The sequence below is a fragment of the Brevibacterium sp. ACRRH genome (genome assembly GCF_022346365.1).
GTDB classification, from domain to species: Bacteria; Actinomycetota; Actinomycetes; order Actinomycetales; family Brevibacteriaceae; genus Brevibacterium; species Brevibacterium paucivorans.
On sequence record NZ_JAKRMN010000002.1, the window covers coordinates 71,761 to 87,475 of the forward strand.

Consider the following 15,715-nt stretch of genomic DNA (forward strand, 5'->3'; position numbering starts at 1 on the left):
TGTCGGGTGGTACCGTTTCTGGAATGGAAGAAGCACGTGAACCTGCCGAGGCGTTCGCCTTCGAATTTGATCAGGCCGGCGCGGTTGCAGGAGATCAGGTGGGATTCTGGCTTGGGCACAAATTTGGTCGCCGGCTATTCAAGGACGACGCCCGAATCTTACGAACTAACAGACTCGCTACGGCAGAAGCGTTCTTCAACCACCGCGGCCCGCTTGCCCTGGTCATTGGCCGATTCGCTCCCATCGTGCGCACATACGTACCTGTTGCGGCAGGCACCGCCCAGATGCCGTACCGCAACTTTGTCATCTGGAATGTGGGCGGCGCCCTCGCATGGGTGGGTTCAATGGTGCTGATCGGCGCCCTCCTTGGCCACATCCCAGGCATCACTCACTCGATCGACGGGATCATTCTCCTCATCATCGGAATCTCCATGCTCCCCGTGGCAATCAGTGCCACCACCTCATACATCAAGAAGCGACGCGCCACATAACGGTCCCCGCCCACCATCCGAAGAATCTATACACTCTTCGTATGAATACGCTTCCCCATCGTTCTACTGTGCTGACTATTGCCTTCTGCGCGCTGTTCGCACTTTTCGCACCAGCCATTGTTGCCACTCCAGCCCACGCGGCCCCACCTCGGCAGGCCACCAGCCAAATCAACGCCGAGGCAAAGAAGCACGCAAAGAAACTGGGCAAAGCAACAGGCAGCATTCGCTGCGGCCTCCCCCGAGGTGGTTGCTACCGCGCCTTCAAACACGGCTCGATCCACTGGTCCCCTAAAACCGGCGCCCACCCCACCTGGGGTGGCATCCGAAACGAATGGAAACGTACCGGTTGGGAACGCGGCAAACTCGGCTACCCATTATCCGGCGAGCGCTGTGGCTTGCGTGGCGGCGGGTGCTACCAAAAGTTCCAAAACGGCTCCATCCACTGGTCACCCAAGACCGGCGCTCACGCCACGTGGGGTGCGATCCGCTGGATCTGGCAGAACAACAACTGGGAACGCGGCAAATACGGTTACCCCACCGGTAGTTCGTGGATCGGCAACGACGGGAAACTCCGCCAGAAGTTCCAACACGGAACCATCACCACCGGCGTGCTCGCGTACGGCCTTCCGCACGGAATCAAACCCAAAGGCGGCCGGCAACTCGTCGTCGCACACACCTCGGCCCGCTCCTCCACAACCGGCACGGTGGAACTGTGGGAACTTCGCAACGACGAACGCTGGCACCGCACACACACCTTCACCGGCGCCAGGTTCGGATACAGGGGGCTGGCGACCGCCTCGGGCAAACGCGAAGGAGACGGCAAAACGCCCATGGGGCAATACCGCATTCCGTTCACCTTTGGGACCAAAGCAAAACCCAAGGGCACCACAATCGAATACCGTCGCGCCGACCGCAACGACCAGTGGTGTGCACGGTCTGGTTCACGCCACTACAACACCTGGATGAGCGCGCCCAACCGTAGCTGCCCCGCTAAGCACGCCGAGGTGTTCTCCAAGATCCCGCAGTACAGTCACGTGGCCGTGGTGGACTACAACTCGGCGAGAAAGGCGGGCCGGGGTTCGGCGATCTTCGTTCACAAGCACGGGAAAGGTTCGACCGCCGGGTGCGTATCCGTGACCGAGAAGCAAATGGTCACGCTGGTTACCTGGTTGCGGCCCGAGAAGAATCCTCGGATTGTGATCGCACCCCGAGGTGAACTGAAGAAGCAGTAGGCGTGCGGGGGCTGTACATCGAGCACTAGACGATCCAGCTCGAACACCCCGGGCACCGTCATGTGCGGCACACAGGTGCTCGGTGGCTGACCCGTCACCGAGTCAGGGCGGAGATGGTGACCGAGACGATCATCGCGAGCACGAGTGAGTTGAACCCGAAGGCGACGATGACATTGGTGCGCATCTGCTTCCAGGCAGCCTTCGTGCGGATCTCTGCTGAAAGGCCGGCGGCCATGGTCGAGGCGAGCACTGCCAGGGTGAGATAGTCGTCGAAATCCTCGGGCGGTTCGCCGTGGAAGCGGATGTGGCGCTTCTCGGCATCGGGCAAGTTGAGGTGCATGTAAGCAGCGGCGAAGGCAAAGATCATGAGCACCCAGGCGGCGGCAACGGCGTGGAGACCGAGTGCGAGGTACAGCGGCGACTGGCGCACCATCTCAGTCTGGGCGAGCACGACGGTCAGGAAAATGGCGAAGGCGGCAGCGGTGACGGCGAAGTTCGTCGCACCGGTGAACCCGAGCGCCCGCGCCCACCAGCGCTTCTGCGTCCGGACTTCGCGACGCACCTGGCCGATGAGCGCCGATCCGCTTAGGGGCTTGTAGCACCGCATCGTCCACGAGACGTAGATGATAACGAAAAGGTTCCAGAAGAGCAGATAGAAGAGGACGAGGAGCTCTGTCCGCAGCGATCTGCCCGGCGGGTCCGGGCGCAACAGGTAGACCCAGGCCGTTTCGATCAGCACGGTCAGGAGGATCGCCGAAACGGTCGAAACGAAGTAGCGGACGGCATCGGTCGCACTCTTCAACGGCTTATCCTCACTCGCATCGCAGATTCGGTGCTGAGAACAGTGTAGCCAGGAAGGAGCGGTGTGTGTCGGCGCTCGGCCGTGACGGTCACGGCCGAGTCCTGCCGGGGTGGCGCGGATTCGCTAAAGCGAATTACTCTACAACCCTCAAACAGGCTTGTAGAGTAAACACCACTTTTGTTCGTTTTGTTCACGTTTTAGGCCCAAAATCGGTCCATTACTCTACACTGCAAGTCCAAAACGGCTCAGGAGTGTAGAGCAACTGGAAGGAAAGCAGCCCACCACCACTAACACCCCACCGCCATGCGATTTAACGCAAACGCAAGGTCGCTCGTATACGTTTAACTCATGGCATTGAAAACACTGGACGAATTCCTCGACACGATTCCTCAAGGCGACAAGCGCGACCGCATGGTCGAGGTCCTCGACTGGGTCGCGTCCACCTACCCAGAACTTGAGCTGCGCATCGCTTGGAGCCAGCCCATGTTCACCCACCACGGGACGTTCATCATCGGTTTTTCAGCCGCGTCGAAACACATGGCCATGACCCCCGAGCGCTTCACCATGATCCACTTTGAAGAGTTGCTAAAAAGCCGGGGCACTGATCACGGCAAAATGCTGACCCGGCACCCGTGGACGCAACCGTTCGACTACGAACTTGCCACCGCGTTTATCGACTACCAGCTTGAAACTAAGAAAGACGTGACCAGCTTCTGGATGCCAAAAGAAGCGTAAGCGGCCCACCACCTCGGCGGGGTGCGCGGGCGGGCTGAACCCGTTTACTCTACACACCTCGAATGAACTTGCCCCTGAAAGTTGGACTGGTTTTATTTTAGGCGGTTAGGGCTTGAAGGGTTTGGTTTCGGTATTGCATGGGTGTTTGGCCTTTGAGTCTTTCTTGTAGTCGTTGGTTGTTGTACCAGTTGATGTACTCGTTGATTGCGTTGGTGAACTCTTTGATGTTGTTGAAGGTTTCGCCGTGGTACATCTCTGTTTTCAGGTGGCTAAAGAAGTTCTCGATTACGGCGTTGTCGTAGCAGTTGCCCTTACGAGACATCGATACTTTGCCCTCGTGTTTTTCGACCAAGGTACGCCAGGCTATGTGCCGGAACTGGAATCCTTGATCGGTATGTATGATCCATCCAGGTTCCGGGGCCTGGGCCGTGATCGATTCTTTCAGCGATGACACGGCAAATGTTGTCGCTGCTGAGGTTGACACGGTGTGGGAGATGATTGTGCGGTCAAACAGGTCCATGACCGGGCACAAGTACACTTTGCGGCCGGCGATGTTGAACTCGGTGATATCACTGACCCAGGCGGTATTGGGTTTATCCCGGGTGAAGTTGCGATCAAGGATGTTTGGGGCGATACGGCTGATCGTGCCCGCGTAGGAGATATACGGTCGACGGCGCCTGATCTTGGCTTTTAGCCCCATCTGGTCCATGAGTTTGTATACCAGCTTGTGATTGACCACCCAGCCTTTGTTACGCAGATCCCGCCACACGCGGCGGTACCCGTAACGGTGCTTGTTGGATTCGAAGCTGTGCCGAATCGCGGTTTTCAGGACTGCGTGTTTATCAGGACTCGTAAGACGTTTCTGGTGATAGAAAAACGTCGACCTTGCCATACCGGCAACAGACAAAAGGTCGCTTAATCGGTGGTCAGACTTAAGGGCGACGATCGCCTGGACCTTTAAGCGTGTCCCTGATCCCTTAAGTCCCGCAATTTTTTTAGATACGCATTCTCCGCCCGCAACAGCTCGTTTTCACGCCGTAGCGCGTCTTCTTCAGTAAGCACCTTCGGCTTGCCAGACTTTCTTGGTCGGCCTATGGGCCTAGGTTTTAACGCCTCATCGCCACCCTTACGCCACTTCACTACCCAATCTTTAACCTGCTGATCAGACCACAAGCCAAACTCACGAGCGATATCCAGCTGGGCCTCTCCGGCGAGATAACGCTCAACGACTTCTTTTTTAACCTCGAAGGAGTACTCCTGCTTTCTACGTTTCCTCACAAGACATAGCCTGCCACGCAACTTAAACCGTTGGTACAAGTTCTTAGCAGGACCATGACGAACCCCGACACGATTAGCAGCAGCACCGTAGCTAAAACCCTGCTCAAACAAGGCCACCAACTCTTCCCGCTGACTCGCAGTCAACGTACTATCTGCACGCAAAGAAATACTCCTCACTAGTAGACAACTGATTCACATCAGTCCAACTAATGGGGAGCAGTCCAGAACCAGTGGGTAGAGTAAACACCCCTTTTGTTCGTTTTGTTCACGTTTTAGGCCCAAAATCGGTCCATTACTCTACACTGCAAGTCCAAAACGGCTCAGGAGTGTAGAGCAACTGGAAGCCACGCGCCCCCAGCGTAAGATCAAAGCATGACTTCACATGCCATGCTGAACTCGGCTTATCCCCCATCTGAAGACTCCTACTTCCCCCAAACCATCGAACAAGACATCGCGCTCATGCTGTGCCATGGCGACCCTTACGACGAGGTATACACCTACTACACGCAAGACCCTGAAGATGACCCGTGGCAGGACCGAAAATCGGCCATCGACCCTCAACCTGAGTCACTGGAAGAGCTCATCCGTATGGTCAGCGAGGAGTACAAGCGGGCGGTCCCGCATGCCTCGGAGGACGCCACAAAAATCGCGAGCCTTGAGGACGCGCTCAAACAGCGCAACCTCGCCTGGTCCTTTGACGAGGGCTGGGACAAAAGTGAAGCCGCACAGGATGGCGTAGAAAAAGCCCGCGAAATCAACGCCGACGGCTACGCCTACTGCACCCTGCAAGACGTTGACGGGCTCATTCACACCGGCACGCTCTACTTAGGGTTTTCCTCTGTCAGCCGGAAGGACGAAGAAACCCGCACCATCGGTCACCGGGTGTGCGACGTGCTTAAAGAACAAGGCCTTAACCCCGTGTGGGACGGCAATACGGGAGCGCGAATCGAGTGTTCGGGCCTGCGCTACGAGCTGGCGCTCGCTGACGACTTCCCGTCTCAGTGACCCGGTAGGGTTGGCGGGGCTTCCTACCAAGGCCGAGGTGGATGGCAGCTGCCGGCCCCACACCACCTACGCACCACCTCGGCGGGTGGGGTCGAACGCGAGTCTCTAACTGAAGTACCGGCGCACGTTGTCCACCAGCATGGTCTGGATCTGCTCTTCACTCACACCACGCTCAACTAGCGCGGGAAGCACGTCTTCACTGATGTGTCGGTAGTTCCAGTTGGGCACGGCCTGAGCTTTTGCCTGCGGGTCGAACCAGTCGATGAAACACGAAGCGTCGTGCGCGAGCACCATCCTGTCTGCGTATCCGCGCTCAACCAACTGAGCCACCGTGTCCACACGCTGTTCAAACGGCAACAACACGTCTAGACCAAACCGGTCCATGCCCAGGATCGAACCGGCGTCGGCAAGTTCCATGAGGTAGTCCAGGTCGGTTGAGTCACCCGAGTGCCCGATAACCACCTTGGTCAGATCGGCCCCTTCTTCACGCAAAACTCGCTGCGCGTCCAGACCACTGCGGTTGTGCACATTCGTGTGCACAGTAATGGGGACACCGGTGCCCACATGGGCTTGCGCGACCGCCCGCATGACCCGCTCAACGCCCGGAGTCATGCCCTGTTCTTCAATCGCGCACTTCAAGAACCCAGCTTTCACACCCGTTCCGGCAATCCCGTTTTCAATGTCAGTGACGAACAGTTCAGTCATGGGTTCGGGCACATCAAACAACAGCCCTGGACCTGAAAAATGGAACTGGAACGGCACCTCGTTGTACGTGTAAACGCCCGTGGCAACGACAATGTTGAGATCGGTCTGCTCGGCGATGCGTTGAATCCGCGGAATATAACGCCCCAGCCCAACCACGGTGGGGTCCATGATTGAGTCGATTCCCAACGACTTCAACTCGTTGAGATCACGCACAGCCTGCGCGATCTTTTCTTCCTCATCCCAGTCGGCCTGGTAGTTCTGCCTAAACTCCTCCCCCACAACGAACACGTGTTCATGTGCCAAGGTTCTCCCCAACTGCTCAACCGGGATATTGCCCGTAACCGTTGGCACCATTTTCGTGGCAGATGATTGATCAATGGCGTTCATTTCGTCACTTCCTTGTGAATCGCGTAGCCAAGTATTCGCACATTGTCACGACCCATGCACTCCGGGCAATACTTTCTCAACCCGCGGAACGCCTTACCTACCTCCCACCGCCGAGGTGGGTGTCACCTCGGGGTAGGAACCGAAGAATCCCCGGGGAACAGACGCGGACCAAGCGCGCGCATCACGTACACCAGGCCAACCAAAACGGGAATTTCAACCAATGGTCCGATGGTTCCAGCAAGGGCTTGCGGTGACGTGGCACCAAACGTGCCGATCGTCACCGCGATTGCAAGCTCAAAGTTGTTACCCGCGGCAGTAAACGCCGTCGACGCGCTCTGCGCGTAGTTCATCCCTGACGCGCGAGACGCAATCAGAGCTACAGCAAACATGCCCACGAAGTACACCAATAGCGGCACACCCACCCGCGCCACGCTCAACGGATTGTTAAGAACCTGTGTTCCTTGAAGGCAGAACAACACAACGATCGTGTAGAGCAGTCCCATCATTGCCAACGGTGAAATACGTGGAATGAAGTGGTTCTCAAACCACTCTCTCCCTTTAAGTCGCTCTCCCAACACACGCGAAAGGACTCCCAAAGCCAACGGAACTCCAAGGAAGATCAAAACACTTTTCACGATTGCCCAAAACGAGAAGTCGGCACTTGCTGTATCCAAACCCAGCCAGCTCGGAAGGATCTGCAGGTAGAACCATCCCAAAACCGAAAACATCAGCAGCTGAAACACGGAGTTGATTGCCACTAACACTGCAGTTGCTTCACGGTCTGCACACGACAAATCACTCCACACAAGCACCATGGCGATGCATCGCGCCAGACCAACAATGATGAGACCAGTTCTCAGTTCCGGCTCATTAGCGAGAAACACCCACGCGAGCACAAACATGAGAAGTGGCCCTGCCACCCAGTTGAGAAGCAGAGAAAGAACCATCAGTCTGCGATCGCGTGCGATTTCCCGCGCCTTTTCAAAGCGGACTTTTGCGAGTGGCGGGTACATCATGACCAGCAGGCCAAGTGCAATCGGCAGCGAGATGTCACTGATCTTGAATCGGTTCAGAAGGTCTGAACTCTGCGGAACCCACACGCTAAGAGCTACCCCTACGGCCATTGCGCAAAGGATAAAAACGGGAAGCAAGCGGTCTAGTGTGGAGAGCTTTGGAGTTTCAGATGCGGACGGCGTAGACGATGCAGACACAGGATTCATATTGAAGCAGAAGTGTAGTTTAGCGGTGCGATGTAAGTTGAGCGATCAACGTATCGACTCGCTTACTGATTTCATCTCGGATGAGTGTCATGCGTTCTTCGCCCTCAATTCCTCGGAGAGAAGGTTCGTCGATATCCCACGTTTCAACCGAACCACGCATTCCCTCCACGTGGTCGACCTGGGCAGTTCCACCAACAATGACAACACGATCTACTGACCGAAGAAGATCAGGGTCAATAGGTTTGGGGTACTCACCGTCGAACGACGCCCCTACCGCTTCGACGCTTTTACGCGATTCCTCATTCAAGGAATCCCCCGGTTGGGTTCCGCCTGAAAACACATCGATCGCGTGCGCCGCTTTTTTGCGTGTCAACGCTGCAGCCATCTGGCTCTTGCCACCGTTCTTGACGCACACAAAAAGAACGCTTGGTTTCTTCATGGGTTTCCTCACATGGCGAATGGGTCGACTCTAAAACACCTAGTGTCATTGTAATGACCGGGCACTCGACACGCTGTCGCGTCACCAACCCCACGTAACCAACTGTTCAACTGAGGTTGAACATCACACCACCCACCCCGGCGCGGAATCGATTAGCGTCGAAACGTCAAAACTCAGGCACCCATCCCCCATCACCGACGATTTGGACTCTCATGGCGCACTCACAAACCCGCTCACTGTTCGCAGTGTTAGCCCTGGTGATCGCTTCGGTAGCACTACCCGTGTTGCCAGCTCTGGCGGCTAACAAAATCTACATTTCAGAAATCGCATACGCCGACAACACCGGCGACTTCATCGAAATCGCAGCCCCTGCAGGCACCAAGCTGGACGGCTGGAAAGTCGGCTCTGTCACCCGCGGTGGCACCGTCCAAGACGCCACCAACGTTCGCACGCTCGCCAACACCATCGTGGGTGATTCCGGAGCTGTCACCGTAGACATCTCCATCACCAACACCGTCAAGAGCGGGGCGCAAACCGATGGAGCTTATGGCGCCTCGGCATTCTTGATCAGCCCTGACGGCAAGATCGTGTCCTTTGACACGATCGGTGGCAACGCGGGTAAGCCTGGCGTAGAAGCCGGGTCCAGCGCCCACACGCCCGAGGTGCTCGCCGGCAACCGCGCCACCTCCACCGGCGCGACCGCCGGCAAGGGGAAGTCGATTGCACTGATCAACGGGAAATGGGTCGCAGGTGCCCCCACCCCTGGCGCGTTGCCTGAAGGTGCAGGCGACCCGAACCCATCGGAGCCCACACCAGAGCCCACACCTGAACCAACGGGCGAGCCAACAAGCGAACCTACGAAAGAACCATCCCCGAAACCAACAAACGAGCCCACTAAAGAACCAACCCCCGAGCCAACCAAAGAACCAACCCCAGACCCCAGCGAACCAGGTGACGTGACACCGATCCGCGACATTCAGGGCACCAGCGACAAGAGCCCCATGGTGGGCAAGTCCGTGACCACCCGCGGAATCGTCACCGCCACCTACCCCACCGGTGGGCTCAACGGGTACTACATCCAAACCCCGGGGACAGGAGGGGCTGAGCACGACCTCGGCGGGCCGTCTGACGGGATCTTCGTGTACTCCTCAGACACCGTCAAGGACGTCAAGCGTGGCGACTTTGTGCAGGTCAACGGGCAAGTGTGCGAGTTCTACGGGCTCACCCAGATCTCCGTGAAGGCTGGTGGCATGAAGCAGCTGAAGGAAGCGGCACCGGAAGTCAAGCCATACGAAGGCGAGATCCCAACCGGTGACGAAAACCGCGAATCGCTCGAAGGCATGCTGGTACAGCCCACCGGCGACATCACGGTGACGGACAACTACTCGACGAATAAGTTCGGTGAGGTTGCGCTCGTCAACGGCAAGAAAGCGCTCTACCAGCCCACGGACAAGTTCCGTCCGGGCTCAAAGGAAGCCACTGACCTCGCTAAACGCAACAGCGAGCGCACCTACCTGCTAGACGACGGATCCACTCTGAACTTCCTCACCAAGGGCCAGGGCACCCCGGTTTCCTACCTGGACAACGAACAGCCGGTGAGGGTGGGCGCTGAGGTGACGTTCACCTCAGCGGCAGTGTTCAGCTACGGTCACGAAGCCTGGCGTCTGCAACCCGTGGGGGCACTGACGGACGCCGAGGCGGGGATCGACGAACCTGCTAAGTTCGGCATCAGCCGCCACGGGTCCCCCGAACTGCAAGGCGGGAAGCTCGCGAGCTTCAACGTGCTCAACTTCTTCCCCACCACCGGTGACCAGCTCAAAGGCTGCTCCTACTACAAGGACCGCGAAGGCAACCCCGTCACCGTCAACGGAGGCTGTGACGCTCGCGGTGCGGCGAACCTCGAATCGCTGAGCCGTCAGCAGATCAAGATCCTCAACGCGATCAACCAGATGGACGTTGCGGTGCTGTCGTTGGAAGAGTTGGAGAACTCGGAGAAGTTCGGCAAGAACCGCGACTTCGCGATCACTTACCTGGTGCGTCAGCTCAACAAGCAGGCTGGGTATGGCAAGTGGGCGGCTGTGACGTCGCCTAAGTCCGTGCCAGCTACGGGTGACGACGTGATCCGCACCGGCTTTATCTACCAGCCGGCGCTCGCCGACACTGAAGGTGCCTCGGAAATCCTGGATAACCCGGCGTTTTCGAATGCGCGCGCTCCACTGGCACAAGAGTTCGTGCTGAAGAAGGACGGGAAGGCGACAGGGGAATCGTTCGTGGCGGTCGTGAACCACTTCAAGTCGAAGGGTTCAGGTAAGGGTCCGGGCAACGAGGATTCTGGTGACGGTCAGGGTAACTCCAACGCTGACCGCGTGAAGCAAGCCAAGGCCGTAGTCACGTTTGCCGATGCGATGAAGAAGAAGGCACAGACTGACAACGTGTTCCTGTTGGGTGACTTCAACTCCTACACGCAGGAAGACCCCATGCAGGAGTTCTACAAGGCTGGCTACGTTGACGCGGGCGAAAAGTTTGAGGCTGAGCCGACATACGTGTTCGGCGGTCAGCTGGGAAGCTTGGACCACGTGCTGGCAAACGAAAGCGCGGCCAAGGGGTTGAACGGGGCGTACACCTGGACCATCAACTCGCGCGAGTCCGTGGCCCTGGAATACTCCCGCTACAACTACAACGTGACCAACTTCTACGACCCATCACCGTTTAGGTCATCCGACCACGACCCCACGATCGTGGACTTCGACCTGAAGTAGAGAGGTACGGCGCAAAGCGAGCAAAACGGCGCATTATATTGCGCCGTTTTGCTCGTTTAGCGCTTTCTCAACAAGTCAAACACCCGCCGAGCCGTAAACGGCGCCAACGTCATTCCCAAGGTGCCGTGACCGGACAGGACTGTGACACCTCGGCCGATTTCCTTAAAGATTGGCAACCCGTCTGCGGTCATGGGGCGGCTGCCGATCCGCGCAACCGCAGTCTCCCGGTCCAGCTCACCCACCGCCGGTACAAGACAGGTGGCGGCACGCACCAGGGCGTCAACCTCAGCAGGCGTTGGTGCCGTGCGCGGCTCACCGCCGAACCGCATTCCCCCTGATAAGCGCACACGCGTGTCGTCCGGGTTGATCACCGCGTGGTCCTCAATGCTCATGAGCGCCCGCGTGGCCACCGGCCCGTCAGTGGGGATCTCCACGCTCCAGCCCACGCCAGGTTCCACCGCTACGCGCCCGCCGAAAAGCCGGGCAACCTCGTCGCTTTGGGCACCGGCGGCAATGACGACGTGGCGGGCGCGGTGGTGCTCGCCGAGGTCGGTCTCCACGCACGCCACTCCCCCGTCTGAGGCCGCCCGCCCCGAGGTGACGGCCGCTTGGTGGAAACGGGCGCCTCGGGATTGGGCGGCGTTGCGCACGGTTGCGGTGACGTGGCCGGGGTGGAAGGAAACGTCGTCGGGGTAGAACACTCCACCGGCAATGTCGCTGGCGAGCGCGGGTTCGCAGGCGCGGGTTTCAGCGGCGTCGAGGAACTGGCTGCGGACCCCGGCGGGGGCCACGGTGGCGGCTTCGCGGGCTTGAGCGCGGAGGGCTTTCGGCGAGGTGGCCACGTAGAGCCAGCCGGTTCGGCGCAGGTGCAGGTCGGTCGATTCGCGTTGCTCGAGTTCGGCGTAGAGGTCCACGCTGGTGCGTGCCATGTTGTAGATGGTGCGGATGTGGCGTTTGGCGTGTCCGGGGCGTGAGGCCCACGCGAGCTTCGACAACCACCCCAGCGTGCTCAGTGGCATCGGGGTGGCGAGCTCAATGCCTCCCCCACCGGCAAGAACGGCCCTGGCTCCGGTGACAAGAGCACGCGGATTGGACATAGGTTGGGCGTAACTGAGCGCCAAAATTCCGGCGTTCGCGTACGAGGCGACCGGCTCTGGCTGGGGGTCAAAAACGTCCACTTCCCACCCGGCGAGCGCGCACTCATACGCCAGATAACTGCCGACGATTCCGCCACCAACGATGATGATCGACTGTTGGTTGGGCGTGGGGCGCGGGTTGGGTCATGGTGTCGAAAAACTGTCCTCTAGAAGACTAGCCTTGTGCCAACCCAGCCGACATCCGCTTAACGCCAGCAGGCGCAACCAGTTTGAGAAGAAGGGCCATGAGTTGATCGGCCAGGATGGACAAAAGCGCGACCCACAGCGCAGCGGCGATGACACCTTCCATTCCGTAAGCCACCTGGTTGAGGATAATGTCACCCAGTCCGCCACCACCGGCAATGGTTGCCAACGTTGCTGATGAAACAACAAGCACAGTGGAGGTGCGCAAACCAGCGAAGATCGTGGGAAGTCCCAACGGAAGTTCCACGTTCCACAGGACCTGTAATGGTGACATGCCCATTCCGCGAGCGGCTTTCGTAATGCTGCGGTCGATAGAGTTCAACGCTTCGAAGGCGTAACTCAGTATTGGTGGGACAGCAAGAAGAACAAGCGCAATCGTGACGTTAACCAGTCCAATTCCAACTAGCCCAATAAAAATGGCGATGAGCGCCAAACTGGGCAACGCGCGACCAATATTCGTCAAGCTGACAGCAAGGAACTCGCCTTTGTGAATGTGCCCTAGCCAAAGCCCCACCGGCAGGCCAATAAGCACCGAAATTGCGAGCGCAATGAGCGACACATAAACGTGCTCACCAGTTTTTTCCAACAGAAGGCCAAAGTTGTTGACCATAAACGGAAAGGCCTTTGCAAATGTCTCCATGTCACACCCGCGCTTTCGCCCAAGGAGTTAGCAAGCGTCCGGTGATTGCAAGCACTCCGTCTAGGACGAAGGCTAGCAATACAGCTAGTGCACCAGCGCCAATGAACTGCGTATTGAACGGTGATGATATTGCTTTCAGGATCGGGGAACCGAGGCCATCATCGACGACAAACGCTGCAATTGTTGCGATACTCACCGTTAAAACTGTCGCAATTCGAAGTCCCGAAATGATCGACGGGATTGCGAGCGGAAGTTCGATCTTACGAAGAATCTGACTTTCCTTTAATCCCATGCCACGAGCAGCTTTGATGACATCTTGCGGTACCGAAGCCAGCCCCGCGAGAACCGCCCGGAACAAAATAACAAGAGTAAAGCACACAAGTGCGATCTCGACAGTCAAGAAGGTTAACCCAGTTAGTGGCACCAAAAGCTGAAACAACGCCAACGGTGGCAGCGTGTAAAGGAACGTTGCGACCATTCCGAAAGGCGCGGTCAAGACCTGGCGCTTAAACGCCAGGATCGCAGCCACAAATGCAATGACAAAACCAATCGCAACTGCGACAACTGTCATCCACACGTGACTTACAAGCGCTGGCCAAAAGACATCGGGCCACTGAGCGACGAACCAATCGACACAAAAAGCCTCATTGTTCTTCACGCAGTCACTTGCTTCACCGAAATCGGGGATGACTGGTGTCTTAGATGGCGCGAATTCACTCATCGCCACGCTCCTGCCGTTGAGTGTCTACTGCGCTCTCCTGTGCCAACGCATCTGGGGACACGAGCACTTCCACCGGCAGTGAGGCGACCTTCTTTCCCTCACTGGTGATTACCGTAACGCCACGAGCACCTTCGCTTGCCGCTACAGACAGAGCGTTACGGACGCTGGAATCTTCTGACACCTCGGGCCAACCATTCTGTGTACCCGGTTCCAGACGATCTCCTGCAGTTTTAGTCAAGTCACCCACGCTAAACACGGACAGCCGTTTCAACCCGCGCTCTTCACCCAGGAATTCTGCAACGAAATCGTCCGCCGGGTTACTCAAGATTTCTTCAGGGGTCGCGAACTGCGCCAATTTTCCGCCTGGTTTCAGAATCGCGATTCGGTCAGACATTTTGATTGCTTCATCAATGTCGTGAGTGACGAACAGCGTTGTCTTACCCAGCGATTTCTGAACAGCAAGGAACTCGTTTTGCACACTGGTGCGCGTAATGGGGTCGAGCGCCCCAAAAGGCTCGTCCATCAGCATGACTGGTGGGTCTGCCGCAAGCGCACGCGCAATTCCAACACGTTGTTGCTGACCACCGGACAGTTGTGACGGGTACCGTGAAGCCCAATCAGAGGCGGGTGTCAGCCCCAGGAGATCCAAGAGTTCATCCACACGATTCGCGATCGTTTGCTTGTCCCAACCAATGATTTTTGGAACAACCGCAATGTTGTCAGCCACGGTCAAGTGAGGGAAAAGCCCTGACTGTTGGATCGCGTAACCAATTTTGCGACGCAACTCAATGGGTTGCATGTCCATGATTGACTGATCGCCAATACGAATATCGCCACTTGTCAGATCTACCAGGCGGTTGACCAACTGCAGTGCGGTCGTTTTCCCACCGCCGGACGGTCCTACAAGACAGACCAGTTCGCCGGCTTTGATATCCAGGTTCAACGAATCCAGTGCTGGCTTGTCAGAGCCGGGATACGTCTTACAGACGTCTTTGAAAGTGATTGCCGAGGTCGTTGGAGTTTCGGTTGCGTTCATTATTCCTCGATGAGGTTGTTAGCGACAAGAAATTGACGTGCGACTTGAGACGGGTCGAGCCGATTAATTGCTACTGCACCGTTGAGAGCTTGAATTGCTTCCGTGGTCAGGAGCGCGTGTATGGAGTTGAGAGTTTCAGTCACCTCAGGGCCAACACGGTCTGCGACATCGTTCCGAAGAACCGGAACGACATTCTGGAAACCGAAAATGTTGAGAGTGTCTTCGAGAACAACAAAATTCGACCGTAGAAGTTGCGGATCCGTTGTGAACACATCGGCAGCTTGGACGTCACCGTTTTCTAAAGCGGCGTAGTTCAAACCGATTGAAAGTGTCTTGAGTTTCATCTCGTCGAGCTTGTAGAACTCAACGATCCCTTCGTACCCGTTTTGACCTGTCACGTTGTCTGGGTATGTGGTGTAGGTAAATGGCCCGACTTTGTGAAGGTCTTCCATTGTTTTGAGGTCATGCTTTTGGGCGAAATCTTTTGTTACCGCGACTGCGTTTTTGTTCTCAAACGGAGTTGCATTGAGTATGGTCACGCCACGCGAAGCTTCATACTCCTTGGCCTCTTGATATGTCTCTTCAGCCGTTTCTTGTAGCTTGTCCTCACCGGCTAAGGACTGGAGGATCACCCCGGTGTATTCGGGGTAAATGTCGACCTGGCCACTCATCATCGCGGTGTCAATGATGTTTGTTGATCCCACATTGGTTTTCAGATCAATCTCGTAACCGAGCTCTCTCAGTGCTTGGGCGTACATCTCGCCCATAATCCAACTTTCTGCGAACCCCTTCGAACCAACAGTAATCCTGCCAGCAGATTTCGCTTCTTGACTGGCATCTAATGGCGAACAACCAGTCAGAGCAAGCGAAGTGCCAGCACCAACAAGGAGGGCGCTACGTAAGAATTTTCTCCGCGAAGTCACGT

At 57.1% G+C, this 15,715-nt stretch carries 14 protein-coding genes and 1 pseudogene; 5 read left to right on the forward strand and 10 right to left on the reverse strand.

The features are described 5' to 3' along the window. Positions 1-23: 23 nt before the first annotated feature. Positions 24-491, forward strand: a complete 468-nt coding sequence (locus tag MHX53_RS02525) for a DedA family protein (RefSeq protein WP_239271174.1) — start codon at positions 24-26, stop codon at positions 489-491. Between the two features lie 41 nt (positions 492-532). After that, positions 533-1,723 carry a L,D-transpeptidase family protein gene (locus MHX53_RS02530; protein ID WP_239271175.1) on the forward strand — a complete coding sequence of 397 codons (1,191 nt, stop codon included), beginning with the start codon at positions 533-535 and terminating at the stop codon, positions 1,721-1,723. Positions 1,724-1,817: 94 nt separating this feature from the next. On the opposite strand, the gene MHX53_RS02535 is transcribed toward MHX53_RS02530, so the two are convergent. Then, positions 1,818-2,525, reverse strand: coding sequence for a DUF1345 domain-containing protein (locus tag MHX53_RS02535; protein WP_239271176.1), 708 nt, complete (start codon positions 2,523-2,525; stop codon positions 1,818-1,820). A gap of 348 nt (positions 2,526-2,873) precedes the next feature. Between MHX53_RS02535 and MHX53_RS02540 the strand changes: the two genes are divergently transcribed. After that, on the forward strand, positions 2,874-3,260 hold the full coding sequence (locus MHX53_RS02540; RefSeq protein ID WP_239271177.1) for a DUF1801 domain-containing protein: 387 nt from the start codon (positions 2,874-2,876) through the stop codon (positions 3,258-3,260). A gap of 97 nt (positions 3,261-3,357) precedes the next feature. Here the strand turns inward: MHX53_RS02540 and MHX53_RS02545 are convergent. Beyond that, positions 3,358-4,547, reverse strand: a pseudogene (locus MHX53_RS02545) (IS3 family transposase); the annotation flags it as partial. Positions 4,548-4,910: 363 nt separating this feature from the next. On the opposite strand from MHX53_RS02545, the gene MHX53_RS02550 reads away from it, so the two are divergent. Then, the gene (locus MHX53_RS02550; protein ID WP_239271178.1) at positions 4,911-5,543 is read left to right on the forward strand and encodes a hypothetical protein; all 633 of its coding nucleotides are present in this window, start codon (positions 4,911-4,913) and stop codon (positions 5,541-5,543) included. 105 nt (positions 5,544-5,648) lie between these two features. On the opposite strand, the gene MHX53_RS02555 is transcribed toward MHX53_RS02550, so the two are convergent. The 3 genes from MHX53_RS02555 to MHX53_RS02565 all read right to left on the reverse strand — a co-directional run bounded on the left by MHX53_RS02555 (position 5,649) and on the right by MHX53_RS02565 (position 8,294). Beyond that, positions 5,649-6,635: a phosphotriesterase-related protein gene (locus MHX53_RS02555; protein WP_239271179.1), complete on the reverse strand. Its 987-nt coding sequence runs from the start codon at positions 6,633-6,635 to the stop codon at positions 5,649-5,651. Positions 6,636-6,757: 122 nt separating this feature from the next. Further along, a complete protein-coding gene (arsB, locus tag MHX53_RS02560) occupies positions 6,758-7,855 on the reverse strand; it encodes an ACR3 family arsenite efflux transporter (RefSeq protein ID WP_275433495.1) in 1,098 nt (365 codons plus the stop codon). A gap of 19 nt (positions 7,856-7,874) precedes the next feature. After that, entirely contained in the window at positions 7,875-8,294 is a 420-nt protein-coding gene (locus tag MHX53_RS02565; protein ID WP_239271181.1) for a low molecular weight phosphatase family protein, read from the reverse strand. 212 nt (positions 8,295-8,506) lie between these two features. Between MHX53_RS02565 and MHX53_RS02570 the strand changes: the two genes are divergently transcribed. Further along, a complete protein-coding gene (locus MHX53_RS02570; protein WP_239271182.1) occupies positions 8,507-11,053 on the forward strand; it encodes an ExeM/NucH family extracellular endonuclease in 2,547 nt (848 codons plus the stop codon). 56 nt (positions 11,054-11,109) lie between these two features. On the opposite strand, the gene MHX53_RS02575 is transcribed toward MHX53_RS02570, so the two are convergent. The 5 genes from MHX53_RS02575 to MHX53_RS02595 form a co-directional block, all read right to left on the reverse strand. Continuing rightward, complete coding sequence (locus tag MHX53_RS02575) at positions 11,110-12,300, reverse strand: FAD-dependent oxidoreductase (protein ID WP_343212349.1); 1,191 nt, start codon at positions 12,298-12,300, stop codon at positions 11,110-11,112. A 64-nt stretch (positions 12,301-12,364) separates the two neighbouring features. Continuing rightward, positions 12,365-13,033: an ABC transporter permease gene (locus MHX53_RS02580; RefSeq protein ID WP_239271183.1), complete on the reverse strand. Its 669-nt coding sequence runs from the start codon at positions 13,031-13,033 to the stop codon at positions 12,365-12,367. Between the two features lies 1 nt (position 13,034). Beyond that, on the reverse strand, positions 13,035-13,754 hold the full coding sequence (locus tag MHX53_RS02585; protein WP_239271184.1) for an ABC transporter permease: 720 nt from the start codon (positions 13,752-13,754) through the stop codon (positions 13,035-13,037). Further along, a complete protein-coding gene (locus MHX53_RS02590; RefSeq protein ID WP_239271185.1) occupies positions 13,747-14,790 on the reverse strand; it encodes an ABC transporter ATP-binding protein in 1,044 nt (347 codons plus the stop codon). The genes MHX53_RS02585 and MHX53_RS02590 overlap by 8 nt, the downstream gene beginning before the upstream one ends. Beyond that, positions 14,790-15,713 (reverse strand): glycine betaine ABC transporter substrate-binding protein, encoded by a 924-nt coding sequence (locus MHX53_RS02595; protein ID WP_343212347.1) that lies wholly within the window; start codon positions 15,711-15,713, stop codon positions 14,790-14,792. The genes MHX53_RS02590 and MHX53_RS02595 overlap by 1 nt, the downstream gene beginning before the upstream one ends. Positions 15,714-15,715 lie beyond the last annotated feature (2 nt).

Coding starts and splice junctions, on each gene's coding strand:
- MHX53_RS02555 (WP_239271179.1), bottom strand. CDS start 6,635: ATGAACGCCATTGATCAATCATCTGCCACGAAAATGGTGCCAACGGTT.
- MHX53_RS02525 (WP_239271174.1), top strand. CDS start 24: ATGGAAGAAGCACGTGAACCTGCCGAGGCGTTCGCCTTCGAATTTGAT.
- MHX53_RS02565 (WP_239271181.1), bottom strand. CDS start 8,294: ATGAAGAAACCAAGCGTTCTTTTTGTGTGCGTCAAGAACGGTGGCAAG.
- MHX53_RS02580 (WP_239271183.1), bottom strand. CDS start 13,033: ATGGAGACATTTGCAAAGGCCTTTCCGTTTATGGTCAACAACTTTGGC.
- MHX53_RS02590 (WP_239271185.1), bottom strand. CDS start 14,790: ATGAACGCAACCGAAACTCCAACGACCTCGGCAATCACTTTCAAAGAC.
- MHX53_RS02585 (WP_239271184.1), bottom strand. CDS start 13,754: ATGAGTGAATTCGCGCCATCTAAGACACCAGTCATCCCCGATTTCGGT.
- MHX53_RS02540 (WP_239271177.1), top strand. CDS start 2,874: ATGGCATTGAAAACACTGGACGAATTCCTCGACACGATTCCTCAAGGC.
- MHX53_RS02550 (WP_239271178.1), top strand. CDS start 4,911: ATGACTTCACATGCCATGCTGAACTCGGCTTATCCCCCATCTGAAGAC.
- MHX53_RS02570 (WP_239271182.1), top strand. CDS start 8,507: ATGGCGCACTCACAAACCCGCTCACTGTTCGCAGTGTTAGCCCTGGTG.
- arsB (WP_275433495.1), bottom strand. CDS start 7,855: ATGAATCCTGTGTCTGCATCGTCTACGCCGTCCGCATCTGAAACTCCA.
- MHX53_RS02530 (WP_239271175.1), top strand. CDS start 533: ATGAATACGCTTCCCCATCGTTCTACTGTGCTGACTATTGCCTTCTGC.